Origin of the sequence: Pseudomonas sp. GL-R-19, from assembly GCF_019956375.1 — a bacterium.
Classification (GTDB): Bacteria; Pseudomonadota; Gammaproteobacteria; order Pseudomonadales; family Pseudomonadaceae; genus Aquipseudomonas.
Window position 1 is genome coordinate 1 of sequence record NZ_JAHBDJ010000031.1, and the last position, 19,903, is coordinate 19,903.

The 19,903-nt window shown below is 57.6% G+C and carries 20 protein-coding genes; 7 read left to right on the forward strand and 13 right to left on the reverse strand.

The window, feature by feature from the left end:
• Positions 1–168: 168 nt before the first annotated feature.
• The 7 genes from KGA83_RS16650 to rplM form a co-directional block, all read right to left on the reverse strand.
• Positions 169–582: a ClpXP protease specificity-enhancing factor gene (locus tag KGA83_RS16650; RefSeq protein ID WP_085715923.1), complete on the reverse strand. Its 414-nt coding sequence runs from the start codon at positions 580–582 to the stop codon at positions 169–171.
• Between the two features lie 16 nt (positions 583–598).
• Positions 599–1,216 (reverse strand): glutathione S-transferase N-terminal domain-containing protein, encoded by a 618-nt coding sequence (locus KGA83_RS16655; protein ID WP_007972581.1) that lies wholly within the window; start codon positions 1,214–1,216, stop codon positions 599–601.
• A gap of 150 nt (positions 1,217–1,366) precedes the next feature.
• Complete coding sequence (locus KGA83_RS16660) at positions 1,367–2,149, reverse strand: cytochrome c1 (RefSeq protein WP_108214908.1); 783 nt, start codon at positions 2,147–2,149, stop codon at positions 1,367–1,369.
• Positions 2,149–3,360: a cytochrome b gene (locus KGA83_RS16665; protein ID WP_108214907.1), complete on the reverse strand. Its 1,212-nt coding sequence runs from the start codon at positions 3,358–3,360 to the stop codon at positions 2,149–2,151. The genes KGA83_RS16660 and KGA83_RS16665 overlap by 1 nt, the downstream gene beginning before the upstream one ends.
• The gene (petA, locus tag KGA83_RS16670) at positions 3,360–3,953 is read right to left on the reverse strand and encodes a ubiquinol-cytochrome c reductase iron-sulfur subunit (protein ID WP_108214906.1); all 594 of its coding nucleotides are present in this window, start codon (positions 3,951–3,953) and stop codon (positions 3,360–3,362) included. The genes KGA83_RS16665 and petA overlap by 1 nt, the downstream gene beginning before the upstream one ends.
• 269 nt (positions 3,954–4,222) lie before the next feature.
• Positions 4,223–4,615, reverse strand: a complete 393-nt coding sequence (gene rpsI, locus KGA83_RS16675; protein WP_003205364.1) for a 30S ribosomal protein S9 — start codon at positions 4,613–4,615, stop codon at positions 4,223–4,225.
• Between the two features lie 14 nt (positions 4,616–4,629).
• Positions 4,630–5,058: a 50S ribosomal protein L13 gene (gene rplM / locus KGA83_RS16680; RefSeq protein WP_007917032.1), complete on the reverse strand. Its 429-nt coding sequence runs from the start codon at positions 5,056–5,058 to the stop codon at positions 4,630–4,632.
• Positions 5,059–5,303: 245 nt separating this feature from the next.
• On the opposite strand from rplM, the gene KGA83_RS16685 reads away from it, so the two are divergent.
• Positions 5,304–6,344: an NADP(H)-dependent aldo-keto reductase gene (locus KGA83_RS16685; protein WP_223530249.1), complete on the forward strand. Its 1,041-nt coding sequence runs from the start codon at positions 5,304–5,306 to the stop codon at positions 6,342–6,344.
• A gap of 103 nt (positions 6,345–6,447) precedes the next feature.
• Here the strand turns inward: KGA83_RS16685 and KGA83_RS16690 are convergent, their stop codons facing one another.
• Positions 6,448–7,584, reverse strand: a complete 1,137-nt coding sequence (locus KGA83_RS16690) for an acyl-CoA dehydrogenase family protein (protein WP_108214904.1) — start codon at positions 7,582–7,584, stop codon at positions 6,448–6,450.
• A 221-nt stretch (positions 7,585–7,805) separates the two neighbouring features.
• Here KGA83_RS16690 and KGA83_RS16695 point away from each other — a divergent pair, with 221 nt between their 5' ends.
• The 5 genes from KGA83_RS16695 to KGA83_RS16715 all read left to right on the forward strand — a co-directional run bounded on the left by KGA83_RS16695 (position 7,806) and on the right by KGA83_RS16715 (position 14,237).
• Complete coding sequence (locus KGA83_RS16695) at positions 7,806–8,726, forward strand: GlxA family transcriptional regulator (RefSeq protein WP_177413320.1); 921 nt, start codon at positions 7,806–7,808, stop codon at positions 8,724–8,726.
• Positions 8,727–8,924: 198 nt separating this feature from the next.
• Entirely contained in the window at positions 8,925–10,871 is a 1,947-nt protein-coding gene (locus KGA83_RS16700; RefSeq protein ID WP_223530250.1) for a flavin monoamine oxidase family protein, read from the forward strand.
• 207 nt (positions 10,872–11,078) lie between these two features.
• A complete protein-coding gene (locus KGA83_RS16705; RefSeq protein WP_223530252.1) occupies positions 11,079–11,966 on the forward strand; it encodes a nitrilase family protein in 888 nt (295 codons plus the stop codon).
• 16 nt (positions 11,967–11,982) lie between these two features.
• Positions 11,983–13,176: a hypothetical protein gene (locus tag KGA83_RS16710; protein ID WP_223530254.1), complete on the forward strand. Its 1,194-nt coding sequence runs from the start codon at positions 11,983–11,985 to the stop codon at positions 13,174–13,176.
• 77 nt (positions 13,177–13,253) lie between these two features.
• Positions 13,254–14,237 carry an asparaginase gene (locus KGA83_RS16715; protein WP_223530255.1) on the forward strand — a complete coding sequence of 328 codons (984 nt, stop codon included), beginning with the start codon at positions 13,254–13,256 and terminating at the stop codon, positions 14,235–14,237.
• A 91-nt stretch (positions 14,238–14,328) separates the two neighbouring features.
• Here the strand turns inward: KGA83_RS16715 and zapE are convergent, their stop codons facing one another.
• The 3 genes from zapE to KGA83_RS16730 form a co-directional block, all read right to left on the reverse strand.
• Positions 14,329–15,423 carry a cell division protein ZapE gene (zapE, locus tag KGA83_RS16720; RefSeq protein ID WP_108214902.1) on the reverse strand — a complete coding sequence of 365 codons (1,095 nt, stop codon included), beginning with the start codon at positions 15,421–15,423 and terminating at the stop codon, positions 14,329–14,331.
• Between the two features lie 90 nt (positions 15,424–15,513).
• Positions 15,514–16,869, reverse strand: coding sequence for a tryptophan--tRNA ligase (locus KGA83_RS16725; RefSeq protein WP_108214901.1), 1,356 nt, complete (start codon positions 16,867–16,869; stop codon positions 15,514–15,516).
• Positions 16,870–16,893: 24 nt separating this feature from the next.
• Positions 16,894–17,523, reverse strand: coding sequence for an alpha/beta hydrolase (locus KGA83_RS16730; RefSeq protein ID WP_223530257.1), 630 nt, complete (start codon positions 17,521–17,523; stop codon positions 16,894–16,896).
• Positions 17,524–17,667: 144 nt separating this feature from the next.
• On the opposite strand from KGA83_RS16730, the gene KGA83_RS16735 reads away from it, so the two are divergent.
• Positions 17,668–18,102: a YhcB family protein gene (locus KGA83_RS16735; RefSeq protein WP_108214899.1), complete on the forward strand. Its 435-nt coding sequence runs from the start codon at positions 17,668–17,670 to the stop codon at positions 18,100–18,102.
• Positions 18,103–18,370: 268 nt separating this feature from the next.
• Here the strand turns inward: KGA83_RS16735 and KGA83_RS16740 are convergent, their stop codons facing one another.
• Together KGA83_RS16740 and KGA83_RS16745 are read right to left on the reverse strand one after the other, a co-directional pair.
• On the reverse strand, positions 18,371–19,111 hold the full coding sequence (locus tag KGA83_RS16740) for an OmpA family protein (protein ID WP_108214898.1): 741 nt from the start codon (positions 19,109–19,111) through the stop codon (positions 18,371–18,373).
• A 103-nt stretch (positions 19,112–19,214) separates the two neighbouring features.
• The gene (locus KGA83_RS16745; protein WP_108215462.1) at positions 19,215–19,856 is read right to left on the reverse strand and encodes an MBL fold metallo-hydrolase; all 642 of its coding nucleotides are present in this window, start codon (positions 19,854–19,856) and stop codon (positions 19,215–19,217) included.
• Between the last annotated feature and the right edge of the window lie 47 nt (positions 19,857–19,903).

A 19,903-nucleotide genomic window follows, 5' to 3' on the forward strand; every position in this document is an offset into this window, starting at 1 on the left:
TCGACCTGATCGACGACCGACAATTTAAAGGTCAACGTGTAGTCGCGCTGACTGCGCCTTTCACCCGTGTTCATTACTTCCTCCTGAGAATGGGTCAGAAGGTGTAAACCTTATTCAGGACGGGACAGAAGTAATAAAAAAGGCGATCCTCTCGGATCGCCTTTTTTATTACTTCACCACCTTCAAACTGGGTCGACCGCTTGGACGCGGTGGCTCACTGTCGGGTGGTGGAAGATCGTCATCCGGCTCGATCTCTTCGTCCTCGCCCATCGGCGATTCCAGATCAAACACCATGCCCTGACCATTCTCCCGGGCGTAGATACCCAGGATCGATGCTATAGGCACGTACAAGGTGTGCGGCACTCCACCAAAGCGCCCCTCGAAACTGACCGCCTCGTTATCCATGTGCAAGTGGCGCACGGCCTGCGGCGATACGTTCAGGACGATTTGTCCGTCACTGGCAAAACCCTGAGGCACCTGTACCGACGGATACTCGGAATTGACCAGCATGTGCGGGGTGCAATCGTTGTCCACAATCCACTCATAGAGCGCGCGGACCAGATAAGGTCGACTGGAGTTCATAGCGGCTCCTTAAGCCTTAGCGCATATCGCGTTCGACACCAGACAGACTCGCCTGGAAAGCCTCACGCGCAAACTGGCGCTCCATATAATCAAGCAGCGGCTTGGCCGGCCGCGGCAGTTCTATACCCAGAATCGGCAATCGCCAGAGTATTGGTAGTAGGCAGCAGTCCACCAGACTTTGTTCCTCGCTGAGGAAAAACGGTTTGTCGGCGAACAGTGGCGACACACCCGTCAGGCTTTCGCGTAACTCTTTACGAGCCACGGCACGGGCCGCTTCCTTGGTCCGCGAATCCAGAATCAGGTCCACCAGACCACACCAATCTCGCTGAATACGGTGTATCAGCAGGCGACTGTTGGCACGCGCCACGGGATAAACCGGCAGTAGCGGCGGGTGCGGGTAACGCTCATCCAGATATTCCATCACCACAGTCGACTCCCACAACGCCAGGTCGCGATCGACCAGGGTGGGCAAGCTGCCGTAAGGGTTCACCTCAATCAGTTTAGGTGGCTGACGTCCAGCTTCCACGTAAATGATCTCGGCGCTGACACCCTTCTCTGCCAGTACGATGCGCACTCGGTGGGAATAGTGGTCGGCGGGGTCGGAGTAACAGGCCAACCGATTGGTCACGCCCATGGCGATCCTCCTCGCTTGTAGAAATTATCGAACGCGGAAAAACGAGCGCGCCCAGAGGGCGCCTCCCGTAACGACTGGATAACCAGGCTCGCTACATCTTCAGAGGCGCCCTTGGGCGCGCGCGATTAACAGCAATAGCTTGAAGCTTTATCAGTGCACGTCTTTCCAGTATTCGCGCTTGAGCAGGTAAGCGAAGACGAAGAAGAACGCCAGGTACAACAATACGTACGTACCGATGCGCTGATGTTGCAGCTTAACCGGGTTAGCCGAGTAAGCCAGGAAGGTTACCAGATTCTTGACCTTCTCATCGAACTGCTCTTCAGTCAGAGCACCGCTTTTCGGCACGATGGTCAGTTGATCGCACGCTTCATGAGTCAATGGCGTACCGGTCAGCGGATCAAATTGCTTTTTGCCGCCTTCGACGATCTGAACCTGTTTGCAACCAACCACCTGGCGACCTTGCAGGCCGGCCAGGACGTTTGGCATGCCCACGTTCGGGAAGACCTTGTTGTTCACACCCCATGGACGCGACGGATCTTCGTAGAACGACTTCAGGTAACCGTAGAGCCAATCGGTACCGCGAACACGGGCAACCAGGGTCAGATCCGGCGGCGCAGCGCCAAACCAGGCCTTGGCGTCCGCCGGCTGCATGCCGATGCTCATGTGGTCACCGATCTTGGCACCAGTGAACATCAGCTTCTCCATCATCAACTCATGGGGAATGCCCAGGTCGTCGGCAACTCGCTCATAGCGTTGGAACTTGGCACTGTGGCAACCCATGCAGTAGTTGGCGAACGTACGTGCACCATCCTGCATGGCTGCTTTATCGGAAACGTCGATGTCGACTTTTTCCAGCTCAGGGCCACCGTGCTCGGCTGCGAAAGCGAACACTGGCAGCGCAGCGAGCATCAATACAGCAAATAGTTTTTTCATCAGCCAGTCACCCTTTCCGGAACCGGTTTGGTCTTCTCGAGCCGGGTGTAGAACGGCATCAGAATGAAGTAGGCGAAGTACAGGAAGGTACATACCTGCGACAGCAACGTACGTTCAGGGGTTGGAGCCAATACGCCCAGCACACCCAGGATCACGAACGCGATGCAGAACAACCAGAGCCAGATCTTGCTCAGCCAGCCTTTGTAGCGCATCGACTTGACCGGACTACGGTCCAGCCATGGCAGGACGAACAGCACAGCAATGGCCGCGCCCATGGCGATCACACCAAGGAGTTTGTCCGGAATCGCACGCAAGATGGCGTAGAACGGGGTGAAGTACCAGACCGGAGCGATGTGCTCTGGGGTCTTGAAGGCGTTCGCCACTTCAAAGTTCGGCTTCTCGAGGAAATAGCCGCCCATTTCCGGGAAGAAGAACACGATCGAGCAGAAGATGAACAGGAACACCACCACGCCGACGATATCTTTCACGGTGTAGTACGGATGGAAGGCAATGCCGTCCAGCGGTATGCCGTTTTCGTCCTTGTGCTTCTTGATGTCCACGCCGTCCGGGTTGTTCGAGCCGACTTCGTGCAACGCCAGGATGTGCAGCACCACCAGACCCAGGATAACGATCGGCAGGGCAACCACGTGCAAGGCGAAGAAACGGTTCAGGGTAATACCGGAAATCAGGTAGTCACCACGAATCCACTGGGTCAGGTCGTTGCCGATGACCGGGATCGCACCGAACAGCGAGATGATTACCTGGGCACCCCAGTACGACATCTGCCCCCACGGCAGCAGGTACCCCATGAAGGCTTCGGCCATCAGCGCCAGGTAGATCAGCATGCCGAAGACCCACACCAGTTCACGCGGCTTCTGGTACGAACCGTAGAGCAGGCCACGGAACATGTGCAGATAGACCACGATGAAGAACGCCGAAGCGCCGGTGGAGTGCAGCAGACGCAGGATCGAGCCGTACTCGACGTCGCGCATGATGTATTCGACGGAGGCAAACGCCTCTTCCGCCGACGGGTTATAGCTCATGGTCAGCCAGACGCCGGTAACGATCTGGTTGACCAGAACGAGCAGCGCCAGGGAGCCAAAGAAATAGAAGAAGTTGAAGTTCTTCGGAGCGTAATACTTGCTGAGATGGTCTTCCCACATCTTGGTGGCGGGAAAGCGTGCATCAACCCAATCCATGAATTTGCTCATCACGCCTTCTCCGTATCGACGCCAATGACAATGATGTCGTCGGTCTCATAGGAATGCGGGGGAACTGGCAGGTTCAAAGGCGCAGGTTGCGACTTGTAGACGCGACCAGCCAGATCGTAGTGGGAACCGTGGCAAGGGCAGAAATAACCGCCTACCCAGTCTTTCCCCAGATCCGCAGGTGCCACTTCGGGACGGAAGGTCGGCGAGCAACCCAGGTGCGTGCAGATACCGACCAGCAGCAGAACCTCAGGTTTGATCGAACGGGTTTCCGGATCAACGTAAGTCGGTTGTATCGAGTTCTTGGAGGTCGGGTCAACGAGCTGGCCCTCGATCTTCTTCAGATTCCCCAGGATTTCCGGCGTACGGCGGACGATGAACACCGGCTGGCCGCGCCACTCAGCAATCATCTGCTGACCTGGCTCGACTTTGCTGACATTCACTTTCACCGGTGCACCTGCGGCTTTCGCCTTGGCACTGGGAAACCATGACCCCACGAACGGGACCGCAGCCCCCACCGCTCCTGCAGCACCCACCACGGATGTGGCTGCTACCAAGAAGCGACGCCGGCCTGCATTCACGCCGTCATTGCTCATTCAGTCCTCTCCCATCAGCTTTGTGGCCTGTTAAATCAGGCGTCTACTAAGTAAATCTATGTACTTATAAAAATTTTGCCGAATGGTAATGAAAAGCCCCAATTCTGACAAGGTAATTACCGGAGCCCATCACCCCCAAGCCTTGTAGTATAGGGCGTCTGCGGATGTGGCAAGTTGTCACAGCGCAATTCTTCGATAAATCGCAGACACAAAAAAAACGCCCAGCTCCGTGAGGAAACTGGGCGTTCTTTTTTGAACGTGAAAGCGAATTAACGCTTCGAGTACTGCGGACGCTTACGCGCTTTACGCAGACCGACTTTCTTACGTTCAACTTCACGAGCATCGCGGGTTACGAAGCCGGCTTTACGCAGGGCGCCGCGCAGAGTCTCGTCGTAGTCCATCAGAGCGCGAGTGATGCCGTGGCGGATTGCGCCAGCCTGACCACTTACACCACCGCCGATCACGGTGACGTAGATGTCGAACTTCTCGACAGTCTCAGTCAATTCCAGCGGCTGACGAACTACCATGCGGGCAGTTTCGCGGCCGAAGAAATTATCCAGCGAACGGTTGTTGATGGAGATGTTACCAGTACCCGGACGCAGGAAAACGCGTGCGGTTGCGGTCTTGCGACGGCCAGTGCCGTAATTTTGAGTCGCCGACATAATGTACTATTCCGTTAAAACTTCAGTTCTTGGGGCTGCTGAGCAGTATGTGGGTGTGCAGCGCCCGCATAGACTTTCAGCTTACGGTACATGTCGCGACCCAGCGGGTTCTTAGGCAGCATGCCTTTAACCGCGGTCTCGATCACGCGCTCAGGGGCCTTGGCGATCAGCTTTTCAAAGTTGATCGACTTGATGCCGCCCGGGAAACCGGAGTGGGAGTAGTACATTTTGTCAGTGGTTTTAGCACCGGTAACACGGATCTGCTCAGCGTTGATTACGACGATGTAGTCGCCGGTGTCAACGTGAGGAGTGTACTCAGGCTTGTGCTTGCCACGCAGACGGCTCGCGATTTCGGTGGCCAGACGACCCAGGGTCTGACCAGCAGCGTCGACGACAAACCAGTCGCGCTTTACTGTTTCCGGTTTAGCAGTAAAAGTTTTCATTCTTTATAGCCTCAGGGGCCGCCCTGTAAATTAGACGGCGGATCTTACTGAATAGTGCGTACTTTGACAAGTCAAAGGCAGCCGGATACAGACGCTTTCGGGGGCTCGGGTCGGCGCGTCCGTTCAACGGCAAGATTCTTCGGCGGCGGCGCATCACTTCCACTGCAGAAAGAGGTGCGCAATTATGCAGATTGCGAAAAATAATTCAACCTGCTTTTATGATTGTTTTGCCCAAGGAGCACCCGATGGACTATCGCCAGCTAGGCCGAACCAATCTGAACGTGAGTGCCCTCTGCCTCGGAACCATGACCTGGGGCGAGCAAAACAGCGAGGCAGACGCCTTCGCCCAGATCGAGCGGGCCAAGGGCGCCGGGATCAACTTCATCGACACCGCCGAGATGTACCCGGTACCACCCAAGGCCGAAACCTACGCCACCACCGAACGCTATATCGGCAATTATTTCAAAAGCCACGGCGACCGCGCCGACTGGATCCTGGCCAGCAAGATCGCCGGCCCCGGCAACACCATCGACTACATCCGCGATAAAAGCCTGCGCCACAACCGCCGGCACATCACCGAAGCGGTGGACGCCAGCCTTCAGCGCCTGCAGACCGATTACATCGACCTGTATCAATTGCACTGGCCGGAGCGCAGCACCAATTTCTTCGGGCAACTCGGCTACAAGCACAAGATCGAAGCCAACCTGACCCCACTGGAGGACACCCTCGAAGCACTGGACGAGCAGGTCCGCGCCGGCAAGATCCGCCACATCGGCCTGTCCAACGAGACGCCGTGGGGCACCATGCGCTTCCTGGCCCTGGCCGAAGCCCGAGGCTGGCCGCGCGCGGTGTCGATCCAGAACCCGTACAACCTGCTCAACCGCAGCTTTGAAGTCGGCCTGGCGGAAATCGCCATCCGCGAGCAATGCGGCTTGCTCGCCTATTCGCCGCTGGCGTTCGGCTTCCTTTCAGGCAAATACGAAGGTGGTGCCCGCCCGCCAAAAGGTCGCCTGAGCCTCTACAGCCGCTTCAGCCGCTATTTCAACCCGCAGTCGGAAGCGGCCTGTAGCCGTTACGTGGCCCTGGCTCGCGAGCACGGCCTGGACCCGGCGCAAATGGCCCTGGCGTTCGTGACGCAGCAGCCGTTCGTGACCAGCAACATCATTGGCGCGACCACGATGGAGCAACTGGAGAGCAACATCGCCAGTTTTGATCTGAAATTGTCGGAGGAGGTACTGGAAGGGATCGAGGCGATTCACAAGGATCATCCGAACCCTGCTCCATAACCCCCACTTGTAGGAGCGAGCTTGCTCGCGAAAAACCTGAGCACTCCGTTGGGTGTCAGGTTTTCAACGTTATCGTTGACGACCATCGCGAGCGAGCTCGCTCCTACAATGATCTGGCGATGATTTCCTTCATGATTTCATTGGTCCCGGCATAAATCCGCTGCACCCGCGCATCCGCCCATGCCCGCGCGATCGGGTACTCCCACATGAACCCGTAACCGCCGTGCAACTGCACACACTCGTCGAGTACCTTGCATTGCAGATCGGTGCCCCAGTACTTGGCCATCGCCGCCGTCGGCACGTCGAGCTTGCCTTGCAGGTGCAGTTCCAGGCAACGGTCGACGAAGACCCGGCCGATCTGGATTTCCGTGGCCATCTCCGCCAGCTTGAACCGGGTATTCTGGAAGTCCGCGATCGACTTGCCGAACGCCTTGCGCTCGCGGGTGTAGTCCAGCGTCCATTGCAGCGCCGCTTCCGCTGAAGCCAGCCCGCCTATGGCCACCGTCAGGCGCTCCTGGGGCAACTCCTGCATCAGATAGGCAAAGCCCATCCCGGCCTGGCCCAGCAGGTTTTCCCTGGGCACACGCACGTCCTGGAAGAACAGCTCCGAGGTGTCCTGGGCTTTCATCCCGACCTTCTCCAGGCGCTTGCCCTTGTCGAAGCCCGGCGTATTGGCCTCCACCAGAAACAGACTGGTGCCCTTCGCACCGGCCTTCGGATCGGTCTTGGCGACGACGATCACCAGATCGGCCAGGTAGCCGTTGGTGATAAAGGTCTTGGAACCGTTGATCACGTACTCATCGCCATCGAGCACGGCCGTGGTTTTCACCCCTTGCAGATCGGAACCGGCGCCCGGCTCGGTCATGGCGATCGCGGTGACCATCTCGCCGGACACCAGTTTCGGCAAGTATTTGTGTTTCAGCGCTTCACTGCCGTAATGCAGGATGTACGGCGCCACGATGTCCGAATGCAGGGAAAAGCCGATGCCGGTCAGACCCAGACGCCCCACCTCTTCGATCACCACCGCACTGTAGAGAAAGTCCGCCCCCAGGCCGCCGTACTCTTCCGGCAGGTGCGAGCAAAGCATCCCCGCCTCCCCCGCCTTGTTCCACAGTTTGCGGTCGATATAGCCTTGTTTTTCCCATTGCCCATGGAACGGCACCGCCTCTTTTTCGAGGAACGTTCTTACGCTGTCGCGGAAAAGCTCGTGCTCGGAACTGAACAGGGTTCTGGGGATCATGCGACACCTTTTCTTTGTAATTAGAGGGAATTGATCTTCAGAGCCTAAGCCTCGCCTCCGATACAGGACACTGGACACATCCGACAAAAAATAAGACGATCCAGCCGTCTGGTGACCACTTCCCCCTATAAAAATAAAGTTGAATTATGTCTAACCAAGCCTCCACGCCATTGCGGCGCGTCAGCATCCTGGCCATCGACCGGGTTTTCGCTTCCACCCTCATGCAAGCCAAGGATTTCTTCCACCTCGCCAGCCTGCGCTACGGCAAACAGCTGGGCCAGGGCCTGACACCGGCGTTCGAAACCCGCCTGGTCAGCCCCGATGGCAAACCGGTCAACACCTTCAGCGATGTGCTGATTCCGGTGGATGGCGGGCTGGAAAACGCCGACATCATCGTTCTTCCCGCGTTCTGGGACGATTTCGAAAGCCTTTGCAAACGTTACCCGCAAGTCCTGCCCTGGTTGCGCCAGCAACATGCGCGCGGTGCCGTACTGTGCGGCGAAGCCACCGGCGTGTTCTGGCTCGCTGAAGCCGGATTGCTCAATGGCAAGGAAGCGACTACCTACTGGCGCTTCTTCAATGCCTTCGCCGAACGCTTCCCCCAGGTTCAACTCAATCAGGACAAGCACCTGACCGACGCCGACAACCTGTACTGTGCTGGCGGTACCACCTCGGCATGCGATCTGTACATTTACCTGATCGAGCGCTTCTGCGGTGCCAATGTGTCCCAGGCCGTTGCGCGGGACATTCTGTATGAGGTGCAACGCAGCTACGCGCCTGGACGCATCGGGTTTGGTGGCCAGAAGCTGCACCAGGACGTGATCATCCTGCAGATCCAGCACTGGCTCGAAGAACACTTCGCCGACAAGTTCCGCTTCGAAGACGTCGCCCGCGAACACGGCATGAGCATCCGCAACTTCATGCGCCGCTTCCAGACCGCCACGGGCGACAAGCCACTGCATTATCTGCAGCGCCTACGCATCGAAACCGCCAAGGGCTTGCTGTCCGCCAGCCGCAAGAGCATCAAGACCATCAGTTACGAAGTCGGCTACGACGATGCGAGCTTCTTTGCGCGGCTGTTCCGCCAGCACACGGAGTTGTCGCCGAACCAGTATCGGCAGCAGTTTCAGCAGGCTGCGTAGCCGAACACCAACCGAATATGGGAGCGAGCCTGCTCGCTTCCACATTGAATCTTGCGCCGGCCACGCAGTTCTTTCGCTGTGCATTTTCCTACGAAAAAAGCGGAATACAGAGCGCCGGAGAACCCAACCCTGCCCACAGACGCAGCCCCTTAAAAACTTCAACATCTTCCCTGCAAACACCATCAGGGAAGATCAACCATGACTATCGGATCAAGCTACAACTACCCTTCATACATCGCCAAGGAGGCCGCCCGAACAAAGCGATCGGCTAAAAACAAATGGGCGGCTCGCTTTCCCAATCCGCCGGATTTGTGCTTTGACTATCGTGCCCTGGTAGAACAGGAAAACGGCATCGCCAGGGCAACTGACCCGCAACATAAAATCTGCATCATCGGCGCCGGCGTCACTGGCCTGACCGCTGCCAGAGAACTCTATCGCTGCGGCTTTACCCATATCACCCTCATCGAACAATCCAGACGCATCGGCGGCAGGCATCTGACTGTTCCCGGTAGCCGAAACTCGGCAGCAAGCCATACACCGTTTGAAATGGGCGCCATGCGCATGCCCTTTTTCAACCGGGCAGATGAGCCACCGACAGAAGGTAGGTCGCTGATGGCTTACTACGCCAATCAATTTGAATTGGCGTTTTCAGACTTCGCCAACCCCGGTAGCCAATGGGTTAACTCGACAGGCATCTATCTCCGAGAGGGCAGCATGGGCGGTGGATTGGCGCCGCAAATGTTGATATGGAAAAACGAAGACGGCGTTACACCGCCTCCCGGCGATGAATTGCAAAAGGTTTACTCCAAGTGGAAAGCCTTTGCCGATCGCATGACTCGCCACGTTGCTGAGCTCTATGCGAGCCAGGGATGGGAAGCCATTTGGGCTTCTATCGTTGAAAAATACGAGAGTGTCTCGTTCCGCGACCTGGTCAGCATGCCAGCACTGGAAGCTTGGGATGGCCGCTCACCCGGGGATTTCGGCGGAATGGGAATGTCTGCGCAAGAGTCCGCAATTTTTTACGCGATAGGTATAGGTGATGGTAGCTGGGGAGCTTTTTACGACGTCTGCTGCCTCTACCCTCTGCGTACCGCGATTTTCGGTTTCAGCAGCCAATTGCAACTGATCCATGGTCGAGTGGACTCAAACGGCGATCCACTGGATTCGCCCTACCTGAATAGCGAAGCCGTTTTTGACTCAATGGGGCAGAGTTTCGACAGGCCCCGCTACATCGGCCTCGCCGCGTTGGACGAATGCCTGCTGTTTGTGAAAACCGAGGAAACCGGAAAGTCCATCTACGAACATTGCCTCGAAAGAAGCAATGGGCTTCTCACCGACTCATCCGTCACAAAACTGGAAAAGCTGACCAATCAAAAAATACGCGTCTATTACAACTGGAAACACAGTCAACCCGAGCAAATCCAGGAGCAATTTGACGACTTTGACTCGGTCATCATGACACTACCCTCCTGGCTGATTGAAACTCGAATCAAGCTCGAAAATTTCACCCGGGAGATGCTGCCTTTCGAGACGATTAACGCCTACAAAACCGCACACTGGGAAACTAGCTGCAAAGTGTTTTCACCGCTGAAAAAATCATTTCTCTCGAAAAACAAAAACATCCCGCAAGCCATTGTAACCGACAGTTTTATCCACGATGTCTATACCTACCGCTACAACGACAATTACAGCTATGACTGCATCCTGCTGAGTTATACCTGGGAAGATGACGCAACCAAGCTCGCCTCATTCAGCGATAAGGAGCTGGTATCAAAATGCGTCGAAGAGCTGGATCGCATACTCATGAACTCTGCCAACGTCCAGGAAAAAATCTCTCCCTACATCGGCATTGATCAAGCGGTGGTTCAGCGTTGGATCACTGATAAAAATGCTCTGGGCTGTGCCAAGCTTTACCGACCGGGCACCTACTACGATGCCGTCGGCCTGATGAAGTACAACCGAGACCTTGCTCATGTATCAGGCTTGTATTTGTCCGGCGAGTCATTTTCCGTCGATGCCGGTTGGACGGAGCCATGTTTTCGCGGTGCTGTCGATGCAGTGATTCATATCTGCAACAAAACCGCCGCGACCTTCAATGGCGGATTTTCCTTGAGCGACTACCCGCACTACCAAGTCAAAATCTGATCACATCCCCGTTCCAGAGCCATGCACGCAATACATGGCTCTACCTCTCGCGTCGGCTGCCCACTGCCACCAAACATCACTCTGATCCACTTTCGGAAAGGGACTACGACCTAAACGGAAGTAGCTGACTTACACCCCATTCCTGACTCCCCTCTTATACACACGCGATTTAACAGTTTGAAAAACAATAAAAAGAGGAACGACGGAATGACTGAGCCAACAAGCCCTGTTCGTGTTGCAGTTGTGCAATTCGATCCACAAGTCGGCATCGAGAAATGTGTAGGTAATCTGCGTCGCAGCCTGGAATTGGCGCTTGAAGCGGTAAACGGCGGTGCGAATCTCATCGTTCTGCCCGAGCTTTCCAATACCGGCTATTTCTTCAGCAATCGACAGGATGCCTTCGCCCATGCCGAAGCGGTTCCCGACGGGCCAAGCGTGCAGTGCTGGATCGACTTCGCCCGCGAACACAACGTTTACCTCGTGGCCGGCCTGGCCGAACGCGACGGCATGCGACTCTTCAACACCGGCGTTCTGGTGGGACCAGACGGATTTATCGGCAAGTACCGCAAAGCCCATTTGTGGAATCTGGAGAAGCTCTGGTTCACCCCCGGCGACCTGGGTTTCCCGGTTTTCGACACACCGATCGGCCGCATCGGGCTATTGATCTGCTGGGACATCTGGTTTCCGGAGGTGCCACGGATCCTCGCCCAGCAAGGCGCAGACATCATTTGCAGCCTGAACAACTGGGTCTGGACACCGCCGCCGCTGTTCGACGATGCCGGTAAGTGCATGGCGTCGTATCTAACGATGACCGCCGCTCACGTCAACAACGTGTTTATCGCTGCCGCCAGCCGGATCGGCGAGGAGCGCGGCGCGCGCTACCTGGGTTGCTCGTTGATTGCCGGAACCAACGGCTGGCCGATTGGCGCCGTGGCTTCGGCAGACAGGCAGGAAATCCTGTTTGCCGATGTCGACCTGACCAGCTCCCGCAGTGCACCCATCTGGAACAACCTGAACGATCTGCTTCGCGATCGCCGAGCCGATCTTTACGATCAGATGCTCGGCTACACCCAACACCCTTGCCTCCCACGTTGATCAGGAGGCCTGTCCCATGGAAGTTACAACCGACAAAAACCAACCATCGCGCAAATCACCGATTGATACAGCCGTCGTCCTGCTAATGATCGGTGCGACACTGCTGATCGCCTGGCTTTCTTTCAGCAACCGGACTTTCTGGGGAGCGCATTGGCCCGGTTATGGCGACATGGTATCGCTGCTACCCGAACCGAGTGCCTGGTTGCGTTGGGTGTTAGGCGACATCAGCGAGGTGGCTTTCTACAAGCACGAGTTCGCCTCGATTGGCCTGCTGGCGGGCGCTTATCTGGCTTACTGGGCGAATCGAACGGGTAAATCCTGGCAAGGGTTTGCCATCTCCTATGGAACGGGACTTTGGCCCTGGCTCGTCACCAGTTCGTTGCTCGGGCTGCTGCTGAGCAATCTGCTGTGGGGCTGGACGGTGACAGCCACAACCTGGCAACCCACATTCGTTGCATTCGTCTCGCTGCCAGCGGCGATGGTGCTGATGTTTGGCGGAGGCTGGAGGGTCACGATCAACGGCGCACTCATGGGCGCGGTACTCGTCACACCAATGTGCCTGCTGATCGTCAACTACGTGTGCCAACCGCTGGCCTTGCCTGCGGTGATCGGCAATGTGCTGGGCATGGCGGTTGCCAGTGTCCTGGCGTTTCTGTTTTGCCGCTATTGGCCGAACCTGGTGAAATCCAGGTCATCGCAAACGCCACCCGCCTCGATTGCCACCACCAAGGCGCCCGACTATGGCGTCATCTGGAGCCTGCGTCGGATTCTGGCGGACTTCTCCGAAGCACCGTTCTTTGGCAATGAGCTGGCCAGCCTTGGCCTGATACTGGGTGCATTGCTGGCGTACAGCTTGAACCCTTCAAGCCCCGCGTACGGATCGGGTCTGTTGCTGCACATCATCGGCGCGCAGGCATTGGCCTCGGCCATCGGCGTGCTGATCTGGCGTAAACAATGGATGCTGCGCGGCTGGTATCCCACTTACATCCCGCTGGTTTCAGTGGTGCCCGCGGCGATCCTGGCCTATGGCGGCAGCTGGCAGATTATCGTCTCAAGTGCACTGCTGGGGGCATTGCTCGCACCACCGCTGGCCTGCGTGATTGCCAGGAAATTACCGGCCGACATGCACGCCTACATCGCCAATGTACTGTCGATGGCCATCAGTACACTGCTGATCGTGCCGCTGATCGGTTTTTTGATCGCTGATTAATGCCCCAGCCATTCGGCTGTATCGCGGCCTCAAAAGCGGATACAGCCACTTTTCATTACAATCAAGCGAGGTATCCCATGGACCTGCCCAAACTGTCCATCGCGGCACTTGGCGGCACGGTAAGCATGCAAGCGAGCAATGCCGGTGAAGGCGTCATCCCGACCGTCAGTGGCGAAGCCCTGCTGACTTCCATACCGGAACTGAAGGCACTAGCCGCAGTCACCGTCGAGACCCTCGGCCTGCTGCCCAGTGCCTCCCTGGATTTCGAGTTTTTGCTGAACGTATTGTCCTGGGCTGAGTTTCAGGTCGAACAGGGCGCCGTTGGGGTCGTGATAACCCAGGGCACCGACACCCTCGAAGAAGCCGCGGTGTTTTTGGATTACCTGTGGCCCTACGACACCCCCTTGGTGCTGACCGGTGCCATGCGTTCCGCAGCGCAGCCAGGTGCCGATGGACCGGCCAATATGCTGGATGCATGTCGCGTTGCCTTGGCGCAGAACAGCCGGCAGCGCGGTGTCCAGGTCGTGATGAACGGACAGATTCATCAAGCGTGCAGCGTACGCAAAACCGATTCGCTGGCATTGCAGGCGTTTTCCTCTCCGGTCGTGGGGCCCGCGGGCCTACTGTTGGAAGACCGTGTTCGCTACCTGCGCCCACCAGGGCCACGCACGGTGTTACCGCTGCCGCAACAGACCACACAGAAGGTTGCGCTGCTTGAGGCCTCACTTTCGGCCGACACCCTGCTGCTGGAAAATATTCTCGCACTCGATTACGACGGGCTGGTGATCGGCGGTTTCGGCGCCGGCCACATCTCGCAGCGCTGGGCGACAATGATTGAGCATATTGCCGAACGAATCCCCGTGATCATTGCGACCCGAACCGGCTCCGGCTCCACCGCACGTGCCTCTTACGGTTTTGGCGGCGGTGAAATGGACTTGATCCGCAAGGGGGCATCGATGGCGGGTTTTCTATGTCCGCGAAAAGCCAGAATTCTGCTTTGGCTGCTGCTGGGTTGCCAACGGCAGCACGAGCTTGCGCAGTATCTCAACAAAGACATTTGACTTAAAAACAATGTACAAACCTGTGGGCGGAGGATTTTCGCTGACAAAAAAGGCCTGCATGCGCAGGCCTTTTTTTATTTTCCGAATCGTCCTACGGCTTGTGCGCCCGGGCGAGGAATTCGTGGGATTGCATTTCCAGCAGACGACTCAGGGTTCGCTGGAATTCGAAGTTCAGGCGACCGCCGGTGTACAGATCCTTGAGCTCGACTTCGGCGGAAATGATCAGCTTCACGTTACGGTCGTAGAACTCGTCGACCATGTTGATGAAGCGTCGGGCGATGTCGTCGGTGGTGACGCTCATCTGCTCGACATCACTGAGCAACACAGCGTGGAAGATCTTGCCCAGCTCGATGTAGTCGTTCTGGCTGCGCGGGCCGTCGCACAGTTCGCGGAAGTTGAACCAGGCCACGTCATCGCAGGTGCGCAGGGCGCGAATTTCACGATTTTCGATCATCAGCACGTCATTTTCGACCGCTGCCGTGCATTCCGGTGTCAGCGCACGGAAGCTCTTGCGCAGGCTTTCGTTGGCGGCTTCGTCGAGCGGATAGTGGAACAGCTCGGCTTGTTCCAGGTGACGCAGTCGATAGTCGACGCCGCTGTCGACGTTGACGATCTCGGTGTTCTGCTTGATCAGCGCAATGGCCGGCAAGAAGCGCGCGCGCTGCAGGCCGTCCTTGTACAGGCCGTCCGGCACGATGTTCGAAGTCGCGACCAGGGTCACGCCGTTCTTGAACAGTTCTTCCATCAGGGTGCCAAGGATCATGGCGTCGGTGATGTCGGAAACGAAGAACTCATCGAAGCAGATGACCCGGGCTTCGGTGGCGAAGCGCTTGGCAATGATGGTCAGCGGGTTTTTCTCGCCGCCCAGGGTTTTCATCTCTTCGTGCACGCGCTTCATGAAGCGGTGGAAGTGCGTACGGGTCTTTTCCTTGAAGGGCAGCGCTTCGAAGAAGGTATCCACCAGGTAAGTCTTGCCGCGACCTACGCCGCCCCAGAAATACAGGCCCTTGACCGGGGTCTGATCCTTCTTGCCAAACAACTTGCCCAGCAGGCTCGGTTTGTTTTGCTCGGCCGCGACCAGGTCGTCGTACAGGCGCTGCAAATGACGCACGGCGGTTTCCTGTGCGGCATCATGGAAGAATTCCGGGCGTTTCAGATCAGCTTGATATCGTTCTAGGGGCGTCATAATTCGTTAGCAAGGCAACAAAAACGGGCCGACACTGTAGCGACGGCCCGGAGGAATGGCAATCGGCCCTTGGTCGGGCCGAGCCGTTGATTATTCCTGAATCGGTGTCAGGGCAATGCGCAAGGCCTCGATGGCCGCGTCGCGTGCGGTGCTGTCGGCGAAGGTCGGGCTGTCGGCTACGCACTCGCCTTCCAGCCATACACTGAAGCTCAGCGCTTCACTGCGCACGTCCAATGCCTGACCTGATTGCAACTGCTTGGTCACTTGACCTGCGGTCTTGCCGTCGGCGAAGTTGCGCGATAGCAGCAGTTGCTCGCCATCGGCGGCCAGCAGACGGAAGCGAAAACTGCCGTCGTCTTCGCGGAAGCTGACAAAACGTGCAGCTTTTGCAGCTTTCTTCCTGGTGGTTGCCGCCACTTGCGTCTGAGCAACGAAGGAGCGCAGGCCCACCGCTTCACGCAGTTCGTTGAGGAAGGGTGTCGCTACCGCACGGGCCTTTTTCGCGCCGTGTTGCAGGATGTCTTCCAGATCCGCCGGGCGCTCGATCAACAGGTTATAACGCTCGCGGGACTCGCCCAATTCGTTGTCCAGTAGCTGGAACAGACGATTCTTCGCCTCGCCCCAACCCAGACCCTGCAACAGTTCGCTGCGGAACTCATCGGACTGCGCCGGGGTGGCGAACGCTTGAAACAGAGTGAACAGGTGCGAATTGTCCGGATCCTTGGCTTCGCCCGGCGCGCGGGAGTCGGTGACGATCCGTGAAATCGCGTCCTTCATTTCTTTGGCGCTTGAGAACAGCGGAATGGTGTTGTCGTAGCTCTTCGACATCTTGCGGCCATCCAGGCCCGGCAACGTGGCGACGCTCTCTTCGATCAACGCCTCGGGCATGGTGAAGAACTCTTTGCCCTGGCCAAACAGGTGGTTGAAGCGCTGACCGATGTCCCGCGCCATTTCCACGTGCTGGATCTGGTCACGACCGACCGGCACCTTGTGCGCGTTGAACATCAGGATGTCCGCGGCCATCAGCACCGGGTAGCTGTACAGGCCCATGGTGATACCGGCATCCGGGTCTTCGCCGGTCTCGACGTTCTTGTCCACCGAAGCCTTGTAGGCGTGGGCGCGATTGAGCAAGCCCTTGGCCGCAACGCAAGTCAGCAGCCAGGTCAGTTCGGGGATTTCCGGGATGTCGGACTGACGGTAGAAGGTCACGCGGTCGACATCCAGGCCACCGGCCAGCCAGGTCGCGGCGATTTCCAGACGCGAGCGCTGGATGCGCAGCGGGTCATCGCACTTGATCAGGGCGTGATAGTCGGCCAGGAAGTAGAACGAATCGGCATTGCTGTCACGGCTGGCGACGATCGCCGGGCGGATGGCGCCAGCATAGTTGCCCAGATGCGGCGTGCCGGTGGTGGTGATGCCGGTGAGGATACGGGTACGAGTCGTCATGGGTAATCGCTTGTCAGACTGCAATCAATTCGAGAGACGCGGCAGGATCAGATCCTTGAGATCGGTCAGCTTGCCATGAAAAAAGTGTCCGCATTCTGCCACTTTCAGCAGCTCATGGGGACGTTCGAGCTTGTCGGACCATTGGTAAACGACTTGTGGATCGATCACTTCGTCGGTTTCCGGTTGAATCAGGGTCAGTTCGCCGTGCTGTGGCAGTTGATCCTGGTCGCCGAGGCGCATGACTGCCGGCGCAACCATGAACAGGTGCTTGAGCTGCTCGCCCCTGGCCTCGAGGCGTCCGCCGAGACTTGCGGCAACAAAACCGCCGAAGGAGAAACCGAACAGGGTCAGCGGCAATGTCGGGTGTCTGGCGCGAAACCATTCGGCGACAGCCTGGGCATCATCGACTTCACCGGTGCCCATGTCGTGGGTGCCTTCGCTGGCACCGACACCACGATAGTTGAAACGCAGGGTGATCAAACCGGCATCACGCGCGGTGCGCTGCAGGGTCGAGACCACTTTGTTGAGCATGGTGCCGCCCTGCACCGGGTTTGGATGGCAGATCAGCGCCAGGCCGCGCGGATCTTCATTATCAAGATACAGGGCTTCCAGTTGCCCGACCGGGCCGTCAATCAATACAGGGGTTTCACGCATAAGCAAGGAAGGAACTCCGTGACCTCGAATAAGGTCGACTCGTCTAGCAAATTGTCTGTGGCTGTCTATCGCGAGTGAATCGCGGTATACAGCGCAGGTTCGAGCCGTTAACGTAAAGCAAAGCCGTTTATAGAGGAAGGACTCGTGGAACACTCGCTCTTAGTTTGGTTGTTACCGACTCTTGCCCTGGTTGTGGGTGTCGCCATTGGGTTTCTGATCGCTCGCCTTGCGCCGAATGCCGCGCCTAACCGCACGCAGCGTCAGCTGGACGATATTCAGGAACGTTTCGACAGTTATCAGAACGAGGTGGTGACCCACTTCAACAGCACAGCGACACTGGTCAAGAAGCTGACTCAGAGCTATCAGGAAGTGCAGGACCATCTCGCCGAGGGTGCCAACCGCCTGGCCCTGGACGAACAGACTCGCCAACGCCTGCTGGCCTCCCTGCATGCCGATGCAGCGCAGGCTCCACGGGAACGCCTGACGCCGCCACGCAATCAGGAACCGCCACGCGACTACGCACCGAAAGCCCCGAACTCGCCGGGCATGCTCGATGAGCATTATGGCCTGAAGAAGTAAGCGGGCCCGCAGGCAAAAGCCCCCGGACAAGTGATTGTCCGGGGGCTTTTTTTATTTCTGATCCTGTATCTCTGGTGCCCACACTGGCCTCTTCGCGGGCAAGCCCGCTCCTACAGGGTCATGCTTTGAATACAGATTTTGTGTACGGCATCGATCCTTGTGGGAGCGGGCTTGCCCGCGAAGGGGCTAGAACTGACGATACAAAAAAGCCCGCTTGATCTGTTTAGAATCGGGCGGGCCTTTTTACGCCTGGGGTTCAATCAGACGATCAAGGATACTGCTGAACCTGACCTTGCTGCTGAGCACCATACTGCTGGCCAGGAATCGCCTTGAGGTTGACCTCTACACGGCGGTTCTGCGCACGGCCATTGACGTCGGCGTTGCTGGCAACCGGGCTATCCGGGCCGGCGCCACGGGCGCTCAGGTTGGCACCGCTGACACCTTGCGAGGTCAGGTAGGTTGCCACGCTTTGGGCGCGACGCTGGGACAGGTCCATGTTGTGCTGGCGACTGCCGGTGCTGTCGGTATAGCCGACGATCTCGATCTGGTTCTGGTTGAACTCTTTCAGCGAGCCCGCCAGGTTGTTCAGCGGCTGATAGAAACCTGAGGCAATATTCGCCGAATCGGTCGCGAACGTGATGTTGCCCGGCATGATCAGTTTGATCTGGTCGCCCTGGCGCTGCACTTCAACACCGGTGTTGGCCATGCTGGCGCGCAGCTTTTTCTCTTGTTGATCGGCGTAGTAGCCGTAGCCGGCGGCAGAAGCACCGACCACCGCAGCACCGATCAGGGCGCCCTTGCCACGGTTATCGTGGTTGATGGCAGCACCGGCCAGCGCACCGGCCAGAGCGCCTAGGCCACCGTATTTCGCGGTCTTGCTCATGCCTTCGGAGCCGCTATCCGTCTGACCCTGGGCTTGGCCCTGACCGCCGTATGGGTTAGGCGAGGCACAACCGGACAAAACGGCCACAGCCGTAGCGAGAATAATCAAACGACGCGTGGTGAACATGTAAAGCTCCTACTTTTTTGCATTCTGTGGTGCAACGGACCAAGGCATCAGTCTTTGCGGGCGTTGGATCATGTTAACGGGTAAAAATTCCGAATGTTACAAATCAGCCCCGAACAAAGGGGTTCTCGCGCATTTCGTCGCCCAGACGGGTGTCCGGACCATGTCCGGTCACCACGGTCGCTTCTTCGTCGAGGGTGTACAGCCGCTGCTTGATCGAGCGCACGATGGTCGCCTGGTCGCCACCCCACAAATCCGTTCGCCCGACGCCGCGACGAAACAGCGTATCACCGGCAATCAGCAGCTTGGCCTCGGAAAACCAGAAGCTCATGGAGCCCGGCGTATGACCTGGCGTGTGCAGCGCCACGCCACATCCGCAAGCCAGTTCTTCATCATCGGCCAGCCAGCGGTCCGGAGACGGCACCGGGGTATAAGGAACGCCGAACATCTGGCACTGCATTTCCAGGTTGTCCCACAGAAACTGGTCTTCCTTGTGCAGATGCAGGGTCGCGCCGGTTTTCTCCTTGAGTTGACCGGAAGCCAGGAAATGATCGAGGTGGGCGTGGGTGTGAATGATGCTGACCACTTTCAGCCCCAAGGCATCGAGACGCGCCAGGATCAGTTCATGATTGCCACCCGGATCGACAACGATGGCCTTTTTCGTCACCGGATCGCCGATGATCGTGCAGTTGCACTGCAAAGGGCCGACGGGGAAGGTTTCGCGGATGAGGGTGGGTTGCTGGGACATCAGGGCCTGCTCGATAAACGGGGACGAGGGATTTTCGCACACTTGAG

What these genes read in the sequence shown, in the direction of transcription:
- KGA83_RS16665 (WP_108214907.1), bottom strand. Translation starts at nt 3,360, where the DNA reads ATGAGCAAATTCATGGATTGGGTTGATGCACGCTTTCCCGCCACCAAG.
- KGA83_RS16685 (WP_223530249.1), top strand. Translation starts at nt 5,304, where the DNA reads ATGGACTATCGCCAGCTAGGCCGAACCAATCTGAACGTGAGTGCCCTC.
- KGA83_RS16700 (WP_223530250.1), top strand. Translation starts at nt 8,925, where the DNA reads ATGACTATCGGATCAAGCTACAACTACCCTTCATACATCGCCAAGGAG.
- KGA83_RS16725 (WP_108214901.1), bottom strand. Translation starts at nt 16,869, where the DNA reads ATGACGACTCGTACCCGTATCCTCACCGGCATCACCACCACCGGCACG.
- KGA83_RS16705 (WP_223530252.1), top strand. Translation starts at nt 11,079, where the DNA reads ATGACTGAGCCAACAAGCCCTGTTCGTGTTGCAGTTGTGCAATTCGAT.
- KGA83_RS16655 (WP_007972581.1), bottom strand. Translation starts at nt 1,216, where the DNA reads ATGGGCGTGACCAATCGGTTGGCCTGTTACTCCGACCCCGCCGACCAC.
- KGA83_RS16740 (WP_108214898.1), bottom strand. Translation starts at nt 19,111, where the DNA reads ATGTTCACCACGCGTCGTTTGATTATTCTCGCTACGGCTGTGGCCGTT.
- KGA83_RS16650 (WP_085715923.1), bottom strand. Translation starts at nt 582, where the DNA reads ATGAACTCCAGTCGACCTTATCTGGTCCGCGCGCTCTATGAGTGGATT.
- KGA83_RS16710 (WP_223530254.1), top strand. Translation starts at nt 11,983, where the DNA reads ATGGAAGTTACAACCGACAAAAACCAACCATCGCGCAAATCACCGATT.
- petA (WP_108214906.1), bottom strand. Translation starts at nt 3,953, where the DNA reads ATGAGCAATGACGGCGTGAATGCAGGCCGGCGTCGCTTCTTGGTAGCA.
- KGA83_RS16690 (WP_108214904.1), bottom strand. Translation starts at nt 7,584, where the DNA reads ATGATCCCCAGAACCCTGTTCAGTTCCGAGCACGAGCTTTTCCGCGAC.
- KGA83_RS16730 (WP_223530257.1), bottom strand. Translation starts at nt 17,523, where the DNA reads ATGCGTGAAACCCCTGTATTGATTGACGGCCCGGTCGGGCAACTGGAA.
- zapE (WP_108214902.1), bottom strand. Translation starts at nt 15,423, where the DNA reads ATGACGCCCCTAGAACGATATCAAGCTGATCTGAAACGCCCGGAATTC.
- KGA83_RS16745 (WP_108215462.1), bottom strand. Translation starts at nt 19,856, where the DNA reads ATGTCCCAGCAACCCACCCTCATCCGCGAAACCTTCCCCGTCGGCCCT.
- rplM (WP_007917032.1), bottom strand. Translation starts at nt 5,058, where the DNA reads ATGAAAACTTTTACTGCTAAACCGGAAACAGTAAAGCGCGACTGGTTT.
- rpsI (WP_003205364.1), bottom strand. Translation starts at nt 4,615, where the DNA reads ATGTCGGCGACTCAAAATTACGGCACTGGCCGTCGCAAGACCGCAACC.
- KGA83_RS16715 (WP_223530255.1), top strand. Translation starts at nt 13,254, where the DNA reads ATGGACCTGCCCAAACTGTCCATCGCGGCACTTGGCGGCACGGTAAGC.
- KGA83_RS16695 (WP_177413320.1), top strand. Translation starts at nt 7,806, where the DNA reads ATGCAAGCCAAGGATTTCTTCCACCTCGCCAGCCTGCGCTACGGCAAA.
- KGA83_RS16660 (WP_108214908.1), bottom strand. Translation starts at nt 2,149, where the DNA reads ATGAAAAAACTATTTGCTGTATTGATGCTCGCTGCGCTGCCAGTGTTC.